The organism is Providencia sp. PROV080, assembly GCF_033688105.1.
GTDB classification, from domain to species: Bacteria; Pseudomonadota; Gammaproteobacteria; order Enterobacterales; family Enterobacteriaceae; genus Providencia; species Providencia zhejiangensis.
Genome location: NZ_CP096346.1, coordinates 1,658,824 through 1,677,273, shown reverse-complemented (window position 1 = coordinate 1,677,273; position 18,450 = coordinate 1,658,824). Strand labels below are relative to the sequence as shown.

Below are 18,450 nucleotides of genomic sequence, written 5' to 3'. Positions count from 1 at the left end.
GGTTGTCTAGGTTGTCTAGGTTAACTAATTAATGAATTATCAATATGTTAAAAGCAGACAACCTCGCGCTTATAGGTTGTCTAGGTTGTCTTATTCGCAAATAAATACACGTTGCTGCTTACCTTCAAGGAATTTACGCATCGATTTATACCCACAATTTTGCAGAACATTGCTAATTCGCATTTGTTCGCGCCTTGAGATATTTTTAGGATCGAGATTCAACGCTTCTCGCAAAACGTCAGCAGCACGTAAAAAACCACGCGTTCGCGGTTTTTCACCCGTCATCAAATCAGGCTCATCCAACCAACGTTCAATAATTTCTAACCAAGCGTCTTTAATGGTGTATTTTTCATAAATGTGTGAGGCTAAATATTCAGCGGCTTCATATTGGACACCATCCGCTTTAAACATTTCGCGGGCTTCGGCCCACAGTTGAAGAACATCACGCCGAATATCATCAACGTTGACCTTAATCACCTCGACCGGAAGCCAACGGCGATTACCCGTACGGTCGGCTAAGAACTCGTCCTCATTGGTGGTACCGATAATTAATGAACGACGCGGGAACTGTGTGGCAAACTCCTTAAACTTTGGGATCCAGTTCTCATGTGTGCGGGTGACAAAGGCTTTGATGGATTCAAGCTCTTTCGTATTCAGTCCGCGTAGCTCGCCAATTTCAGCGACTAAACGACCGCGCATTTTACGGGCTAAGTCATCATCTTTTTCAGCAAAAGAGATTTCTGTAAAGAACGTCGGATCAGGGCATAGCGCCGCGACCCCCGTGGACTTCCCACATCCTTGAGCACCAATTAAGATAGGCACCATGTCAGCTTTAATCCCCGGTACCAAAACACGCCCTGCCATCGCCGTCCACATATAGAGGGAAACAGCGCGGGTATAAGGTGTGTTCTCCGCACCAAAATGCGTGTGGTAAAACGTCTCAACACGCCTAACGCCATCCCACTCTAGGTTAGTCAGCCACTCGATAGCCGAGTCGAATTGATTCTCTTCCGCAGCAAGTAAAACCACATCACGGATCAGCTCACGCCCTACAGGTTTAAAATCGCGCTTTTCCATCGCAATACGTAAACGCGAATAGTCCGCATCGCTAAACTGTTGCCATTCATTGGTTCCGGTTGGCGCGAACATAATTTCATCGCGAAAGGTATCAAAGCGAATTTCGATATCGATAAAGTCGGGGTGCATGACCGCTTTAGCCACATTATCAATGGTAGATTCTATCCGGCCATATTTATCACGCTTAAATGAAGGTAAAGGCAATGGCTCGTTAACGACTTGGATCGCCTCAAAATCGTCTACGGTTACAACCGCTGTTTTTAAACGCTCACAACCAGGGTTAATCCACCCTTCTTTTTGGGCTAACGTGAATATCGCTTGGTAGCCGGTGCGGTCAGCACGGAGTTGAGACCACTTATTTATTGCAGCCTCTTCATCGCCCTTATCTGCTTTAGCGGACCATTCAACCCATAACGCTTTGGCCTTATCTTCATAATCGGTATCTTTGAACCAGGCCAAACGATTCCCCATATCAACCCAAGTTGGGTAATTTTCAGCAAGGCGTAATACCTGCGGATGCCACAGCGCAGAGCGAATATCATCAAAAGTGTGACTATCAATGTGGCTTAAATCGACTAAGCGCGTTAGGTCATCGCCCGATACTGTATTAAAATCAGAGCCATCAACAGCGTTACTGTGCAAGACGAGATTGGATGCCAGAACGGTATCAACATTAATCACCGCACCATCAAATTCAAGAAATTGAGCGCCTTCATGCGGGGCAAATACCATATGAGATGGCTCATAAACAGAGCGATCCCATTTGACAGGCTCATCGCTTAACAGCTGGTAACAGTCCATGATCTCTTGTTCAACACGTGGACCTAATTCGGCATACATGTGAGCTGTCACGCTGTTATCTAGCATAATGCCGATGCGCCAGCGTTGCTCATTATTGGCGGTTGGGTGTTCATGGCTAGCCGTCGTATAACAAAAACAGCGGTACATACTCAGGACACCGGTTAACCGGTTCCAAGCATCTAAAGAGCAGCCATCCATATCTAACCAAAGAACGTGACGATGACCGGCATTAGCCGCACTACGCCCTTTGGTTTTATTGATCAACGCACCCCAAATATAATTAAGACGTGCCTTTTTCTCACGCATGGCCTCTATTGAGTCATTTGGAGACACATTAATCGTTTTTTTAAGCGCTTTGATAGCTAACTTATACTCATCAAAGCTAGGCGCTTGCGCTAATTGAGGACGATTATCCCTAGCGGAGCGCCCTACTGAATAGGTGATCCGCATAGGCTAAACCTTCGTTGAAACTGATGAGCCCTTTAACAACCACTCCGGGTCACACTGTAAAACTTGTGCTAATTCAAGGATAAATCGAGGTCGAGAAATGACATTACTCTCTATTCTATTAATCGCTTGTTGCGTTAAACCTACTTCTTCAGCTAAATCGTGCTGCGTATAACCAAGTAGCTTACGTCTTTGTTTTACTCTATTACCAAGTGTCATTAACGACCCCCTTTAACAATATTCGTAGTATTTCATCACCACAAAAACTGTTTGTCAAATACAATAAAATTAGTATTAATAGTGGGAGGTAAAAATACTCCTAGGAATCACAAAAATGTCACTAGCAACAAGGGTACGACAGCGTAGGTTAGCACTTAATTTAACCCAATCTGAATTAGCTGAACGCGCAAATATCAGCCAGCAATCTGTCGAGTCGATTGAAAATGGTAGGACACGAAAACCAAGAAATATCATAGAACTGGCTAAAGCTTTACAGTGTCACCCAGAGTGGCTACTCAATGGTAAAAGCATTATGCCAATGGCAGAGGTAAACTCTCGTAGAGTTCCCCTATTAAGCTACGTTCAGGCCGGATTATTTAAGGATGCAGACCCCATTACTGATCATGAAGGAAATTTTGAATATATCTTAGTTGATGATGATATTAGTGAAAACGCATTCGCACTAAGAATAGAAGGTGACAGCATGAACCCTGAGTTTAAAGAGGGGGATATCGTTGTTATCGACACGGAACTTTGCCCTAATCCTGGCGAATTCGTTTTTGCAAAAAATGGCGGAAATCAGGGAACATTTAAGAAGTATCGCCCGCTAGGTATTGGTACCGGCGAGTTTGAGCTTGTTCCGTTAAATCCCGATTATCCTACACTCAATAGCCACGACTACCAAATTGCGCTTATTGGTGTCATGGTGGAACACCGAATTTACCGCCGAAAAAGGTAATTTCTCCCCCCAATTCCTTCAAAGAGAGTTTTCTTGCAAGCAGCCAAGAAGACTCTTTGCCACATCTCCATATCATTTTTACTCGTTTAATTAATTTATAAAACAAATAGATAAGTATCTCACAGGCTAAAATACAATTTTAACTGTTTACAAATACTATTTTTATAGTATTGTTATTCACACGACTTACTACATAACTAGTAAGATTTTGCTCTTTAACAATCTAGAAAGTCGGAACAGTACAAAGCCACCTGTTTAGACCCCTACGCAAAAATGCGACGTATTAGTAGGCACGATCTGTTTGCTAAGAAGGTTACTTCCGCACGAGAGTGAGAACGGCAAGGAATGGGCAACACTGGCAGTAAGGCGTTGTACAAACGCAAAACCACTCATTATAGGCCATTCAATGAGTGGCCTATGCTGAGTGAATACCTCACTTCTATTGAAAATTAAACCAATTATTGACCAGCCAAATTGATGTATAAGATTAAGGAGGTTATATTGCAAATAACGTTTAATTATGTGGACATAAACACAATGGCAAATGAGCAATATGAAAAAGGTAAAATAAAATTATCTTACTCTAAAAAACAAGCAAAAAAAGCAGGGGATAACATTCGAAAAAATATTGAAACCGTTAATTCTGTAGAAATCATTAGAAACTTTAGAGCTGCTCATCTTTATCCGTTAATGATTATAAATAAATTTAGTATGGAAACACGCAAAAAAGAAGGCTCCTACCGCAATTATTGCTCGCAGATTAAAGCGACTACCAACAATAATAGACAAATTATCTCGCGCCACTCTAGATGGTGAGAAGGATAACTCTATATCTATTGTGAGGATGCAGGATATTGGCGGTTGCCGAGTTATTGTCGAAAATAGAGAGCAGCTAGTAAGCTTAAATAATTCGTTAAATAATAGCAGAACAGTACACAGTATAAAAAAAATAAACGACTACACCGTCCATAAAAAAACAACTGGGTATAGGGGAATACATCGAGTTTACCAGTGTTATGGTAATGAAGAATACCATGATTGGAAGGGTTTTCTTATAGAAGTCCAACTGAGAACCAAACTGCAGCATCTTTGGGCAACAACTATCGAGGTTGTCGATTTATGTGAGGGGAAATCACTAAAAACAAACCCTTTTAATGCGGATAAAGATTGGATTGAGTTTTTCCAAATAATGAGCGACTTTCTAGCTGACGACGATGGTTTTTGCTACTTAGATAGAATAGCTAAAGAGGAACACAAAAAGAGAATACTTGAACTGGATAAAAAACTGACAGCAACTGATAAGCTATTGTCTTTTAATCGAGTATTCTCTGATGATAATCTAATGAAAGAACATGCAAAGCATAGATATGTTGTTCTGGCCATAGACATGATGACTACAACAGTAGCCTGCACTTTTTTCACGAACAAAGAGAGCGCTTTGGACGTCTACTCACAAATTGAAGATGAAACTCGGTACAATGGCTTATTTGTGGAAATTGATGATATAAAAAATCTACAAAAAGCATATCCCAACTATATTATCGACACTTCCTTCTTTGTTCGAAAATTCGAGTATTACACCTCAAGACTGTACTAAAAATACATAGCAAATCTGTATAGCCAATAAATATATTCTCCCTAAATATAAAACCTCGTAATCGCGAGGTTTTATATTACTTTCAATTTTATCAATAAAATAATTCTTTATTATTCCTCGGAAATCATTCAATGAAAAAAGCCAAAATTTTGCCATCGGATAAATTTCCGATGAATAACAACGTTCGCCGTTTACGTTATCAACAAAAACGTGAAGCTCTTAAACAAAATCCTAACACCACCTTCCCTATCACCTTATATCTTTGAGGTATCAAAATGAGTCTCGAACTAGCAATTAAAGAAAACACCGAAGTCATGCGCCAATTAATTGCCACAATGCAATCAGGCGCAGTCGCACAGCCTCATACCACATTAACACTAGATGCAGAATCTCAACTGAGCAAAGCTGAAACAAAAACAATCAGTAAAAAAGAAACTGCTAAAATAGACACACACTCTGTCATTAACCCGATTGATATTCATACCCTCAATTTAGAGCAACTCGCTGTCTTAGCGGTATTATTTAACGGTAACTTTGACGAACTCACGACTGAACAACTTGATAAAGTCAATGCAACCATAGCTGCTACGGGTAAACATCGAAATACCCAAGCCGATGCCCTCTATATGGCGCTAGTGAATTTAGAGGAAGTCACCAACTTACCAAATAACACCATCCACGACCTGTGTTTGGAAATGCTACGCCATTGGTCTGATATCGTCGGTATTACTGAACGTCGCGAATTTGCTATCGAACTTCTCAGGGCCGGTAAGGTCACGAGCAAAACGCCAGAAGATACCGACCCTAAAGTGCTGTTTGAGCAAGCTGAAAAACTCATTTTGCAGTTAGCAAAAGGCGGCTATCGCAATAACGCGGTTGAAATTCTTACTCAGTTTGGTGCTAAAAAATTAGGTCAAGTGCCCGAAGATAAATTAGCCGAAGTGGTTGCGCTGGCGAAAAAAGCCTTAGAAAGTTAACTCCCTGATATGCAGCAGGAACTTATCCTTAGAATTAACGGTACTCAATACGAAACCTGAATGGACTTTAGCAAGTACCGTCGCTCATACGCTGGGTGAATCTGTTTTACAAAATCGATAAGAAAATAGCTCAGGGCTAGGTCATATCCGTTAAATAAAACAGATAGCCCATAAGTTAATGCTGAAATAGCCGAGGCAATAAGCCCGCATGTTAACACCGTTTGGTAACTCGCCGTAGGAAAGAACTATTCTATACAAGCCACACAATATAAGGCTTAAAGCTAGTCACGAATAAATGGGGTAGCCAAGCTAAAATTGACAAAACCGAAAATTGGTTAAGCAAGTTAACCCTCATCGCTAGACAAAACTCGCGGCACTCATTCGCTGAGCTGAAGGTAAGCCTGTGATTGTATTCCCCGCTGCCCTCATTATGAATCCTAAAAATGATTTTGATAATGTGACCGAAAAATCACTTATCGCTGATCCCATTTAATTAAAGGTCCCCAATATGAAAGTTAAATTATCCAACGTCCGTTTGGCATTCCCTGATTTATTTGAAGCAACCCAAGTTAACGGGCAAGGTGATTATAAATTCCGCGGAACGTTTCTCATCCCGAAAAACCGTACTGATTTAATCGAAGCGATTGAAAGCGCGATTAAACAAGCCGCTACCGCAAAATGGGGGGCAAAAGCCAGTGCTATTCTCAAATCAATTCGTGGTAATTCTAAACGTTTTAACTTCCGTGATGGTGATGAAAAGATTGAGTATGACGGTTATGCAGATCATATGTACATCAGTGCGAGCAATAAAGTGCGACCGCTGGTTATTGACCGTGACCGCACTCCGTTAACAACACAAGATCATCGCCCTTACTCCGGTTGTTATGTTAACGCAACCATCACCATTTTTGCCTATGACAACCAAGGCAAGGGTATTTCCGCCTCACTTGGTGGTGTTCAGTTCTTCCGTGATGGTGACGCTTTCGCAGGTGCCCGTGTCGCGAGTGAAGATGATTTCGACGACTTAAGTGTCGCCGAAGAGGAAGAATCACTAATCTAGTTCTCTTGTTATATTTGACGGGAAGGAATATTCGTATTTCTTCCCATAACTTGAGAGGTAAATTATTTCAACTTGAAAGTTATATGTTTTATTTTTTGTGTATCGAGCCATTTCATTTAAATATTTAGCACAATCTATTCTGGTAATTGGGGTACTAATCGCAATTAACGGCTCCATTTTATCTACTGCTAACGAATTTCCTTTTTTAGGGTACCCCATCCTTAAACAAGTTTGATTGAATTCAATTATATCCGCTAACGCTATAGAGGGACTTTTTTCGCTGGTATCAGATAAATCAAATTTCTGACCGTTTTTATCAATAACTATTAAATTTTCAATATAGCCAACGCCAGGACCATCATTATAAAAATAAAAACCTATCCCGTTATTATTAGGATCCGCTTGGGGAACAATAGAAATACGAGGCTGAACCGCACGAATAAAGTTAGCTTCCTGACTTTTATTTCCTGAATAAGTAAGGTAAACAGCCACGGCAGATACCGCTAGTGATAAAATTGCAATACCGAGTGCCAATCTATCCCTACTATTACTCATACATTACCTCCTATAAATTATGAAAAATACACTCTGGCTAGACCTCGAAACATTCAGTGAAAAGCCAATTCAATACGGTACGCATTCTTACGCAGAAACCGTTGAAATTATGCTTTTTGCTTGGGCGTTAAACAACGATTCAGTTAACGTTTGGGATATTACGCATAAATCCTCTATGCCTACTGAATTACAGCAAGCGTTAACAGACCCTAACACTATAATTTATGCACATAACAGCCATTTTGACCGCACCATGCTCAACCATAGTGGTATCAAAATAGATGTTAGTCGTTGGCGTGATACGATGGTACAAGCACTCGCGCACGGTTTACCCGGTGCTTTAGGGGTGTTATGTGACGTGCTTGGTGTGCCTTTGGATAAAGCCAAAGACCAAGAAGGTAAAGCATTAATACAGCTATTTTGTAAGCCTCGACCTAACAACTCAGCATTACGCCGCGCAACAAGCAAAACCCATCCCGAAGAGTGGAAACGTTTTGTGGCCTATGCAGGGCGAGATATCGAAGCCATGCGCGAAGTGCACCAACGTTTGCCAAATTGGAACTACCGCGACAGTGAATTAAAACACTGGCATCGTGACCAACGAATTAACGATCGCGGGGTGTGTATGGATATTCAATTAGCCGCCTCCGCGATTAAAGCGGTTGAAATTGAACAAAAACGTTTAGCCCAACTCACCCAAAAACTGACAGATAATGAAGTTCAGGCGGCAACTCAGCGTGATGCCCTACTAAAACATATCTCTGCCGCTTTTGGTGTTGATTTGCCTGATATGCAAAAAAGCACATTAGAACGTCGCATTAACGATCCTGATATTCCCTTATCTCTACGTGAATTGTTAGCCATTCGATTACAAGCCAGTAGCACCAGCACCAGTAAATACAAAGCGCTGATCAATGGCGTAAGCTCAGACGGTCGTTTACGTGGAACATTGCAATTTTGTGGTGCTTCACGCACGGGGCGTTGGGCGGGTCGATTATTTCAGCCACAAAATTTACCAAGGCCAACACTTGACCAAGAGACCATTGATAACGGTATTGAAGCGTTAAAAGCAGGATGTGCCGACCTCATTTACGATGACATAATGCAACTGACCAGCTCAGCTTTGCGCGGTTGCATTATAGCACCTGAAGGTAAAAAGCTTGTAGTATCCGACCTTTCCAATATTGAGGGCCGTATGCTCGCTTGGCTAGCCGGTGAAGCGTGGAAGATTAACGCGTTTAGCGAATTCGACAGGGGTATCGGCGCTGATCTCTATAAATTGGCTTACGCGCGCGCATTCAATATCAGTCCAGAAGAGGTTAATAAAGATAGGCGCCAAATCGGTAAAGTGATGGAACTCGGCTTAGGTTATGGGGGAGGAGTCGCCGCATTCTTAACATTTGCCCTCACCTATGGTCTGAATTTAGAGGAACTGGCTGAAGCGGCATTGCCTAACATTCCACCCAAATTGAAACACGAGGCGAGCAGTTGGTATAAAAAATCAGTTGAAACCCAAAAAGCCTATGGTCTCAGTGAAACCGTATTTATCACCTGTGACTCACTTAAGCGCATGTGGCGCAATGCACACCCCGAAACGGTCTCTTTCTGGTATGAATTGGAAAATACCGTGCGTCGGGCGATTGCTTCACCGAGGGTAACTTTTCCATGTCGTAAGCTTAAAATTAGACGGGATAAAGCATGGCTACGTATTGTTTTACCGTCAGGCCGCGCGGTTTGCTACCCCGCCCCACGTCATGATAACGGCCAAATCAGCTATATGGGGATTAATCCTTATAACCGCAAATGGCAACGTTTGAAAACCTATGGCGGGAAATTGGTAGAAAACGTAACCCAAGCCGCTGCCCGTGATATTCTCGCCAGTAACATGCCAATTATTGAAGATCACGGTTATGACATTGTACTCACCATTCACGATGAGGTGTTGACCGAGGCACTCGATACCCCTGCATTCAACCATGAACATTTATCCAAATTACTTGCCACCAACCCCGAATGGGCCTTAGACCTTCCGCTTAATGCCGGAGGCTTTGAGGCCTATCACTACAGGAAGGATTAAATTGTCCCGCTGACTACAATGACATTGGCTCCTATGCCGCCCAACGGTTACGCAATCTAATGCGTTGGTTGAACAACACACTTTATCTTCACTTTAATCTATCCATATCAATTTCATCTTTGAGAATCCTATATGACATTCATAAACAACGATAGCCCGTTGTATTTTCGCGCGGCTCGGGATGCGATTCGTCTTGAACAGGCAAAGAAATATTTTGAGGCTTCTAAAGCTTGGTCACAAGCCCATAGATTATCCCGATCACGAGATAACCAAATATGGAGCGAACGACGCTCTGACTTTTGCTTTATGCAAATTAAACGCGAACAGTATAAACTCGCGAGTCATAAGTAAAGTACATGAAAATGAACCAAAAATCGGTGGTATTGCTTATACATTGACGTCTCCTAATGGTCAAGATACCCCCAGTAGGGGCGTATTCTGCCAGATGGTAACAACATGTTATGGAGTACAAAGCCCCAGTCAAAAGCCTCGCCCCCGATCAATGACGGGAACACGCGAGGCTTTTTATATTCGGGGTTCGCCACGTTATTTTGGGTCGCAACAATCTTGAAAGGATACGAAGAGAAAAACACAAGGTCGTCATAAGTACTGCCAAATAGATCGCTACAATAATGGAAAAATTTGATAGGAACCTCTTCGGCGAAAGAGAGAGTTGATTGATAGGAAATTGAGCGCTTTTTCGCCATGTCATCGACGCGGCTTATTGAGCTATTTTAAAATGCTTATACGACAGTGAGTTATGTGTATAACTTAGGTAATTCTCAATACGATAAAGCGTCAGTATGATCATCAGAATCGGGGCTTTTGCCCTTTTGTGATACGATAGTCGGCATGAGATTGCCTATTTATATCAACACATTAAGTATAAAGCTCACACATTCACTGTTTTTGAATCGATAAAAAGAATATGCGTTGCGGTTTTGTGTTATGAATTTAGGTTTTACAATGTAAAATAGACGGTATTAAATGGCAGCTCATCGCCAAAAGTAACGAATACTGAAATAATATCACTCACTGACTTTAACTGAATAATATATAACCTATTGATATGGCACTATTAATTACCAAAAAATGCATCAATTGCGATATGTGTGAGCCTGAATGTCCTAATGATGCAATCTATATGGGCGATGAAATCTACGAGATCGACACAGATCTCTGTACTGAGTGTGTTGGCCATTATGATAAACCGACCTGTCAGTCCGTTTGTCCTATCACTAATACTATTATTACCGACCCTCAGCATATCGAAACCCAAGAACAACTGTGGGATAAATTTGTGATGATCCATCACGCTGATAAGATTTAATCAGTTTATACGTTTTGCCATTCGTCGCTAATAAACCAACCTATGACTATAACGAAATGAGATACCCCGCCGTAAACGGCGAGGCATCCTGTTTTGAATCGCGATTACCGCCTGAGAATTCCATTTATCAAAATGGCGTTTAAACGATTATCACGACAAACTTTCAATGATCACCGTCGCCACGGCATAATGATGCTCATCGGTAATAGAAACATGGATATGCGTCACTTTCATTCGTTGAGCCAACTGATTCGCCTCTCCGAGCAATGTAAGTTGTGGCTTGCCTAGGGCATCATTGCTGACTTCAAATTGATTAAATGCTAAGCCATTACGAATGCCAGTACCTAAAGCTTTAGCCGCCGCTTCTTTAACCGCAAAGCGCTTTGCCAGAAAACGCGCTGGTTGAGCTTGTTGCTGAAATTGCTTAAATTCATTTTCGGTTAATATACGCTTAGCCAAGCTATCGGCCGAACGCTTAATGACACCTTCAATCCGAGCAACTTCGACAATATCTGTACCTAGACCGATAATTGCCATTAGTCACGCGCTTCTCGTAGTAATTTCTTCATATCGGATACTGCATCGGCTAATCCACTGAACAATGCTCGACCAATGATCGCATGTCCGATATTCAGTTCATAAATTTCAGGCAATAACGCGATGCGTTGAACATTATGATAGGTTAACCCATGACCCGCATTAACTTTTAAACCTTTATTCGCCGCATAAGTTACGCCATCACGAATACGACGATACTCAATTTCCTGTTCTTGCTCTGTTTCTGCATCTGCATATGCACCAGTATGAATCTCAATAAATGGCGCGCCCGCGGCTTGGGCTGCATCAATTTGTGCGTGGTCAGCATCGATAAATAGAGAGACTTGAATACCTGCTTCAGTGAGACGTTTCACTGCTTCTGTGATTTTTGGTAATTGGCCCGCCACATCTAATCCACCCTCGGTGGTCACTTCTTCACGTTTTTCAGGTACAAGACAACAAAAGGTCGGTTTAATACGGCATGCGATCGTCAGCATTTCCTCTGTCACTGCCATTTCAAGATTCATCCGCGTTTGGATAGTCTCTTTCAGCAATTCAATATCCCTATCAGTGATATGACGACGGTCTTCGCGTAAATGTACAGTAATGCCATCAGCGCCTGCTTGCTCAGCAACAAATGCCGCCTGAACAGGATCAGGATACTGGGTGCCCCGCGCATTTCTCACTGTCGCGATATGATCTATGTTGACACCTAACAAAAGCTCAGCCATTTTTCACTCCCTATAATTGATACGGTCAAATACGCACGAATGCCCCTATCCTACTGCAATTTAATATTTATTGGGAATAAATCTCTATCACTACGCGTACCTTTCCACATTTCGCTGTTTTTTTCTGCAATCTCTTATCGTTTGATAACGGTGAATAAAACTTGGAGGGTAAAACCGTCAACGGTGCACAATGCGGGATATGTGCAGATTCAATCAGGCTTTAGGGGGATGGGTAGGCGGAACTTTCACGAATTGCCTAAATAACTCACGACTTTTTAATGGCTTTCCGCCCAAATAAGGCTTTAACGCCATGCGTGTAAAACGTTTTGCCGCTTTTAGCGTATCACTGTCTGGAAACTCACGAGCGGCTAACGCTTTGAGCTGCCTACCCGTGAAGCTTAATTGATCTATCACCAAACTACCGATAAACCCTTTTTCTTCGCGGTAACGATAAGTCATTGTATCTGCAACGGGTTCGCCACTGCCTGCACAATGAAGGAAATCAACACCATAACCAAGGTAGGATAATAATGCTAATTCAAATTGACGTAATGCCGATTCAGGTGTTTGTTCACTCGCGGCAAGTAATTGTAAACATGAAAGGTAGTCAAAGAATAACGCGGAATACGGTGTTCCAAACTCAATGACGCGCGAAACTAACTCATTGAGATATAAACCGCTATAAAGCACAGTACCCGATAATGGCAGCGAGAGTGAAATCGGATCCGCATGGGTTAACGTTTTGATTTCGCCTTTACCTCCCCAACGGATAAGTAATGGCGTAAAGGGCTGCAAGCAGCCCCTCAGCGGTGAACGATTACGGCGAGCACCTTTTGCTAACAGTCGAATTTTGCCTTCACCTTCAGTAAAAAAATCAATTAATAGGCTTGTTTCACTGAAAGGCCTAGAATGAAGCACAAATGCACGTTGCCAGCCCGCACTCACCGTTTCACCCATTATTTTAGGTCATCAACATAGCCTAAGCTGCGTAGCGCTCGTTCATCATCAGCCCAGCCAGCTTTAACTTTCACCCAAAGTTCAAGATGGACTTTGGTATCAAACAGTCTTTCCATATCGATACGGGCTTCTGTGCCGATCGTTTTGAGTTTACTGCCTTTATTCCCAATAACCATTTTCTTTTGGCCTTCACGTTCAACCAAAATAAGGCCATTGATATGATAACCGCCCTTTTCCATAACTTTGAATTGTTCGATTTCAACAGTGACAGAATAAGGTAATTCATCGCCCAAGAAACGCATTAATTTTTCACGGATGATTTCCGATGCCATAAAGCGTTGAGAACGATCAGTAATATAGTCTTCTGGGAAATGGTGTTCAGCTTCAGGAATGTGTTGCTTGACAATTTTTGCAATTGTATCAACACCTTTGCCTTTTTCTGCACTAATTGGTACCACATCCAAAAAGTTCATTTTTTGGCTAACAAAACTAATATGCGGTAACAGAACCGTTTTATCCGTTACATTATCAATTTTATTGATCGCTAAAATGACTGGGCAGCGTAGACTTTTTAGCTTATTAAGCACCATTTCATCATCGTCGGTCCAGTTCGTGCCTTCAACAACGAAAATAACCAGCTCAACATCACCAATGGAGCTTGAAGCAGCTCGGTTCATCAAACGATTTATTGCCCGTTTCTCTTCAATATGCAGCCCTGGAGTATCCACATAGATGATTTGGTATTCCTCTTCAGTATGGATCCCCATAATACGGTGACGAGTCGTTTGGGGCTTTCTCGATGTAATCGAAACTTTTTGCCCTAACAACTGGTTTAATAACGTTGATTTGCCGACATTGGGTCGCCCAACAATAGCCACAAAGCCACAGTGGGGTTGTTTTTCACTCATTCAATCTCCAAAATTTTCAATGCTTGCTCCGCAGCGGCTTGTTCAGCTTTACGACGACTTGAACCAACACCATGAATAGGCTGTTCAATACCACTCACTTGACAGTGGATAGTAAACTCCTGATCATGAGCCTCACCTTTTACCTGAACAACCATATAATTAGGTAAAGGCAAATGACGCCCCTGTAGATATTCTTGTAATCTCGTTTTCGGGTCTTTTTGTTTATCGCCCGGGCTGATTTCATTCAACCTATTTTGATACCAATCTAGAATAATTCGTTCTATCGTTTGAATATCACTATCGAGAAAAATCCCGCCGATCAGTGCTTCAACTGTATCTGCGAGTATAGATTCACGGCGGAATCCGCCACTTTTTAATTCACCCGGTCCTAAACGTAAACATTCACCAAGCTCAAATTCACGAGCAATTTCCGCTAACGTGTTTCCACGAACTAACGTTGCTCTCATACGACTCATATCCCCTTCATCCACTTTAGGGAATCGATGATATAAATCATTGGCAATAACAAAACTTAAAATAGAATCGCCAAGGAATTCTAAGCGTTCATTATGTTTACTGCTCGCACTACGATGTGTAAGCGCCTGAATTAAAAGGTCGTGTTGATTAAACTTGTAACCAAGTTTTCGTTGTAATTGCTCAAGTAAAGAGGGGTTCATGCGCGCCCAGCCATTTTTCTGATTGACAAAAAAGCACACGCAACAGACCTGTAAGGAACAAAACTGTTGCGTTTGCACTGACTCTTAACGCTTTATCCTTAATTTTAAATAATAAATTTCAGCTAAAAATATAGCTAAATACTATTAATATGATTATAGGAGTTAATTAAGAAGCCAATAAATATTTAATTAAATTATATTGTACACTGAGAAAAACAATAATGCTTCGGTTTATACGGGTTTTCGTGCGAAAACCCGTATAACATGATTATGAACCTAGTGGTCCAATCCGACTAAAACGAATACCGGTAGGCCACTCGTTTTCTTGTTTATCGAGGCTTAACCAAATAAACACCGCGCGACCGACAAGATTTTCTTCAGGAACAAAGCCCCACATACGGCTATCAGAACTGTTATCCCTGTTATCACCCATCATAAAATAATGTTTTTCAGGCACAATCCATTCATTTGGTGGCATATTCGGTTGAATATAACGCGATTCTGTTATTGCCTGACGAATAATCAATATCTGGTGCTCGACAGTATCAAGCTTTTCACTTCTTTGATATTGACGTAATGCATTACTTGGAACAGGTTGATCAACGGGGATTTCATAGTTCCCTTTTTGGCTCTCAACGACAGAATCAACATTGAAGAACATTGTCCATTCACTTGGCGCTAATGGGCCATATTTAATTGGCAATTGCTTGGTACAGTTATTGTCCGCACAATTCGGATAAATTGTCAGTTCCTTCGCATCTGGGTTATAAACAATTTTATCGCCGGGTAAACCAATCACACGTTTAACAAAGTCCACACTCGGATCTTTTGGATATTTAAATACTGCAATATCACCGCGAGAGGGTTTACCGGTTTCAATCAAGGTGGTTTGCGTTATTGGGTCTTTCAACCCATAAGCAAACTTTTCAACCAACATGAAATCCCCAACTAATAACGTTGGCATCATCGATCCAGATGGAATTTGAAATGGTTCGTAAATAAACGAACGAACCACCAAAACAATTGCTAAAACAGGAAAAATTGAAGATCCTGTTTCGACCCATGACGGACGGCGTACCACTTTCTCCATCTCGTCTTGAGTCAATGAGCCTTGACTCACTTCCTGTATATGTTTGAGCTTCTTCTTCCGCGCAGGCGAAAATTTAAAGCGATCTAAACACCAGATAATCCCCGTAATCACTGTTGCCAGTGTTAGGATCAAGGCAAAGGTGTTAGCCATTGAGACTCCTTGTAATTTTAGTTGTCTTTACCAACATGCAATATCGCCAAGAACGCTTCTTGAGGCAATTCAACATTACCGACTTGCTTCATACGTTTCTTACCTTCCTTTTGCTTCTGTAACAGTTTTTTCTTACGGCTAACGTCACCACCGTAACACTTAGCAAGCACGTTTTTACGTAATTGTTTAACTGTAGAACGAGCAATAATATGGTTACCGATCGCCGCTTGAATCGCGATATCAAACTGTTGACGAGGAATCAACTCCTTCATTTTTTCAACCAGTTCACGACCACGATACTGTGAATTTGCGCGGTGAGTAATCAATGCCAGTGCATCCACACGCTCACCGTTAATCATCACATCCACACGCACCATATCTGACGCTTGGAAACGCTTAAACGTATAATCTAAAGAAGCATAACCTCGGGAGGTAGACTTCAAACGATCGAAGAAATCTAGCACAACTTCTGACATTGGAATGTCATAGGTTAGCGATACCTGATTACCATGATAGACCATGTTTGTCTGAACGCCGCGTTTTTCAACACAAAGTGTAATCACGTTTCCGAGATACTCTTTCGGCATCAACATATGACATTCCGCGATCGGCTCACGCAGCTCTTCAATGTTATTCAGCGGGGGCAATTTAGCAGGGCTATCAACATACACAACCTCACCGTTCGTTTGTACAACTTCATAAACGACGGTTGGCGCCGTGGTGATCAGATCTAAATCATATTCACGCTCTAAACGCTCTTGGATGATCTCCATATGCAGTAAGCCGAGGAAACCACAACGGAAACCAAAACCTAGCGCACTCGACGTTTCTGGCTCATAGAATAATGAAGCATCATTTAAACTCAGTTTGCCCAGTGCATCACGGAATGCTTCATAATCATCTGAACTGACTGGGAATAAACCGGCATAAACTTGCGGCTTCACTTTTTTGAATCCAGGTAAGGCTTTTTCTGCTGGATGACGAGCACCTGTGAGCGTATCCCCTACTGGTGCACCGGTAATATCTTTAATCGCACAAACTAACCAGCCCACTTCACCGCAGCTTAATGAATCACGGTCGATTTGTTTAGGTGTGAAAATACCGAGTCGATCAGCGTTATATACCTGGCCAGTACTCATAACCTTAATTTTATCGCCCTTACGCAAGGTACCGTTTTTAATACGGATAAGCGATACAACACCTAAATAGTTATCAAACCATGAATCAATAATCAGGGCTTGCAGAGGTGCTTCAGAATCACCGACGGGAGCAGGAATTGATTGAACCAAACGTTCAATAACCTCTTGCACGCCGATACCGGTTTTCGCTGAACACCGCACTGCATCATGAGCATCAATGCCCACAATATCTTCAATCTCTTCCGCTACGCGTTCCGGATCTGCCGCTGGCAAGTCGATTTTGTTCAAGACTGGAACAACTTCGAGATCCATTTCAATCGCTGTATAGCAGTTAGCCAGTGTTTGGGCTTCAACCCCTTGCCCCGCATCAACAACCAACAGTGCGCCTTCACAAGCGGCTAACGAACGTGATACTTCATAAGAGAAGTCAACGTGGCCAGGCGTATCAATGAAGTTTAACTGATAGGTCTCCCCATCGGAGGCCTTATAATCAAGCGTCACACTTTGCGCTTTAATTGTAATTCCGCGTTCACGCTCTAAATCCATGGAGTCTAGAACTTGAGCCGCCATTTCTCTGTCCGTCAAACCACCACAAATTTGAATAATACGGTCAGATAACGTGGACTTACCATGGTCAATGTGAGCAATGATAGAAAAGTTTCTTATGTTATTGATTTTCAAGGTAATATCTTCTTTTAAATTGCCTACAAAATCAGCTCTGTATAAAAATATATCACAGAACTAAAATGCTATGATTATCACAAGATTGCTAATTAGCTGCATTTTACATAGAAGATCCCTGTAACACAAAGGTTCAATGTAAAACAACTGTAAACTATGCGGGTTTTAGCCTAATAATGGCAATGAATGGTACTTTAATGAAACAAAACCACCTGCAAATAACAGGTGGTTTAACTGATTAATCAACTTGAACTAAGCGTTCTTCTGGAGGCAAGCCTATTTGTAGGATAACAGGTTGAAACGCTGTCTCATCCCGCCAATAAGAGGCGATTTTTCGGGCCAAAAAGAATCCTAAAAACCCACCTATGACACCAGAAATCGCGACCCAAATTTGTTCCAAGCCTGCTAACTGTACTAACGCTGCAACGAAAAATAGGCCAATTAAGGGTGTCAAATACACTAACATCGCAGATCGAAGTAAACTCCCTTCAGGAATACCGACTTCAACTTTCTGCCCCACAACTAAAGGTTGTTGTATTTCAACCTCTAATTGATGTTCAGTATTTGGTCCTATCTTACTCAATGCATACGAGCCACAAGCCCCACGTGCACTACAGCTACCACACCCGGAAGAAGCCCCATAACGCAATAATGCCCTTCCTTGGTGCCAACGAATAACTGTTGCCCACTCTTTTACCATC

General features: G+C 41.9%; 20 protein-coding genes. 9 read left to right on the top strand and 11 right to left on the bottom strand.

Going from position 1 to position 18,450, the window contains the following annotated elements; genetic code table 11:
- Positions 1-90 precede the first annotated feature (90 nt).
- Positions 91-2,328 (bottom strand): VapE domain-containing protein, encoded by a 2,238-nt coding sequence (locus M1F03_RS07265; RefSeq protein ID WP_251463902.1) that lies wholly within the window; start codon positions 2,326-2,328, stop codon positions 91-93.
- A gap of 3 nt (positions 2,329-2,331) precedes the next feature.
- Complete coding sequence (locus M1F03_RS07260; protein ID WP_154621885.1) at positions 2,332-2,544, bottom strand: helix-turn-helix domain-containing protein; 213 nt, start codon at positions 2,542-2,544, stop codon at positions 2,332-2,334.
- Between the two features lie 115 nt (positions 2,545-2,659).
- Between M1F03_RS07260 and M1F03_RS07255 the strand changes: the two genes are divergently transcribed.
- The 6 genes from M1F03_RS07255 (at position 2,660) to M1F03_RS07230 (ending at position 6,917) form a co-directional block, all read left to right on the top strand.
- Complete coding sequence (locus M1F03_RS07255; protein ID WP_154621886.1) at positions 2,660-3,283, top strand: LexA family protein; 624 nt, start codon at positions 2,660-2,662, stop codon at positions 3,281-3,283.
- Positions 3,284-3,820: 537 nt separating this feature from the next.
- Complete coding sequence (locus tag M1F03_RS07250) at positions 3,821-4,099, top strand: hypothetical protein (protein WP_251463900.1); 279 nt, start codon at positions 3,821-3,823, stop codon at positions 4,097-4,099.
- Positions 3,984-4,880: a RelA/SpoT domain-containing protein gene (locus tag M1F03_RS07245; RefSeq protein ID WP_318840133.1), complete on the top strand. Its 897-nt coding sequence runs from the start codon at positions 3,984-3,986 to the stop codon at positions 4,878-4,880. The genes M1F03_RS07250 and M1F03_RS07245 overlap by 116 nt, the downstream gene beginning before the upstream one ends.
- A 131-nt stretch (positions 4,881-5,011) precedes the next feature.
- Positions 5,012-5,146 (top strand): hypothetical protein, encoded by a 135-nt coding sequence (locus M1F03_RS07240; RefSeq protein WP_255427315.1) that lies wholly within the window; start codon positions 5,012-5,014, stop codon positions 5,144-5,146.
- Between the two features lie 9 nt (positions 5,147-5,155).
- Positions 5,156-5,857 (top strand): hypothetical protein, encoded by a 702-nt coding sequence (locus M1F03_RS07235; protein WP_163861011.1) that lies wholly within the window; start codon positions 5,156-5,158, stop codon positions 5,855-5,857.
- 508 nt (positions 5,858-6,365) lie between these two features.
- Positions 6,366-6,917, top strand: a complete 552-nt coding sequence (locus tag M1F03_RS07230; protein ID WP_163861010.1) for a DUF2815 family protein — start codon at positions 6,366-6,368, stop codon at positions 6,915-6,917.
- On the opposite strand, the gene M1F03_RS07225 is transcribed toward M1F03_RS07230, so the two are convergent.
- On the bottom strand, positions 6,909-7,472 hold the full coding sequence (locus M1F03_RS07225) for a hypothetical protein (RefSeq protein ID WP_154635753.1): 564 nt from the start codon (positions 7,470-7,472) through the stop codon (positions 6,909-6,911). The genes M1F03_RS07230 and M1F03_RS07225 overlap by 9 nt on opposite strands.
- Before the next feature lie 19 nt (positions 7,473-7,491).
- Here M1F03_RS07225 and M1F03_RS07220 point away from each other — a divergent pair, with 19 nt between their 5' ends.
- From M1F03_RS07220 to M1F03_RS07210, 3 genes are all read left to right on the top strand, one after another.
- On the top strand, positions 7,492-9,549 hold the full coding sequence (locus M1F03_RS07220) for a DNA polymerase (RefSeq protein WP_318840111.1): 2,058 nt from the start codon (positions 7,492-7,494) through the stop codon (positions 9,547-9,549).
- A gap of 132 nt (positions 9,550-9,681) precedes the next feature.
- Positions 9,682-9,900 carry an ANR family transcriptional regulator gene (locus M1F03_RS07215; protein WP_154622134.1) on the top strand — a complete coding sequence of 73 codons (219 nt, stop codon included), beginning with the start codon at positions 9,682-9,684 and terminating at the stop codon, positions 9,898-9,900.
- Between the two features lie 718 nt (positions 9,901-10,618).
- Complete coding sequence (locus M1F03_RS07210) at positions 10,619-10,879, top strand: YfhL family 4Fe-4S dicluster ferredoxin (RefSeq protein ID WP_154622133.1); 261 nt, start codon at positions 10,619-10,621, stop codon at positions 10,877-10,879.
- A gap of 150 nt (positions 10,880-11,029) precedes the next feature.
- Here the strand turns inward: M1F03_RS07210 and acpS are convergent, their stop codons facing one another.
- The 8 genes from acpS to rseC all read right to left on the bottom strand — a co-directional run bounded on the left by acpS (position 11,030) and on the right by rseC (position 18,449).
- Positions 11,030-11,416, bottom strand: coding sequence for a holo-ACP synthase (gene acpS / locus M1F03_RS07205; protein WP_251463896.1), 387 nt, complete (start codon positions 11,414-11,416; stop codon positions 11,030-11,032).
- A complete protein-coding gene (pdxJ, locus tag M1F03_RS07200; RefSeq protein ID WP_251463894.1) occupies positions 11,416-12,147 on the bottom strand; it encodes a pyridoxine 5'-phosphate synthase in 732 nt (243 codons plus the stop codon). Before pdxJ ends, acpS begins: the two co-directional genes overlap by 1 nt.
- Positions 12,148-12,360: 213 nt before the next feature.
- Positions 12,361-13,104 (bottom strand): DNA repair protein RecO, encoded by a 744-nt coding sequence (gene recO / locus M1F03_RS07195; protein WP_154622130.1) that lies wholly within the window; start codon positions 13,102-13,104, stop codon positions 12,361-12,363.
- Positions 13,104-14,012: a GTPase Era gene (gene era, locus M1F03_RS07190; RefSeq protein ID WP_154622129.1), complete on the bottom strand. Its 909-nt coding sequence runs from the start codon at positions 14,010-14,012 to the stop codon at positions 13,104-13,106. Before era ends, recO begins: the two co-directional genes overlap by 1 nt.
- Positions 14,009-14,689 carry a ribonuclease III gene (gene rnc / locus M1F03_RS07185; protein ID WP_154622128.1) on the bottom strand — a complete coding sequence of 227 codons (681 nt, stop codon included), beginning with the start codon at positions 14,687-14,689 and terminating at the stop codon, positions 14,009-14,011. Before rnc ends, era begins: the two co-directional genes overlap by 4 nt.
- Before the next feature lie 268 nt (positions 14,690-14,957).
- A complete protein-coding gene (gene lepB / locus M1F03_RS07180; RefSeq protein WP_154624305.1) occupies positions 14,958-15,929 on the bottom strand; it encodes a signal peptidase I in 972 nt (323 codons plus the stop codon).
- A 17-nt stretch (positions 15,930-15,946) separates the two neighbouring features.
- Positions 15,947-17,743: a translation elongation factor 4 gene (gene lepA / locus M1F03_RS07175; protein WP_163863540.1), complete on the bottom strand. Its 1,797-nt coding sequence runs from the start codon at positions 17,741-17,743 to the stop codon at positions 15,947-15,949.
- A 244-nt stretch (positions 17,744-17,987) separates the two neighbouring features.
- A complete protein-coding gene (rseC, locus tag M1F03_RS07170) occupies positions 17,988-18,449 on the bottom strand; it encodes a SoxR-reducing system protein RseC (protein ID WP_154624308.1) in 462 nt (153 codons plus the stop codon).
- Between the last annotated feature and the right edge of the window lies 1 nt (position 18,450).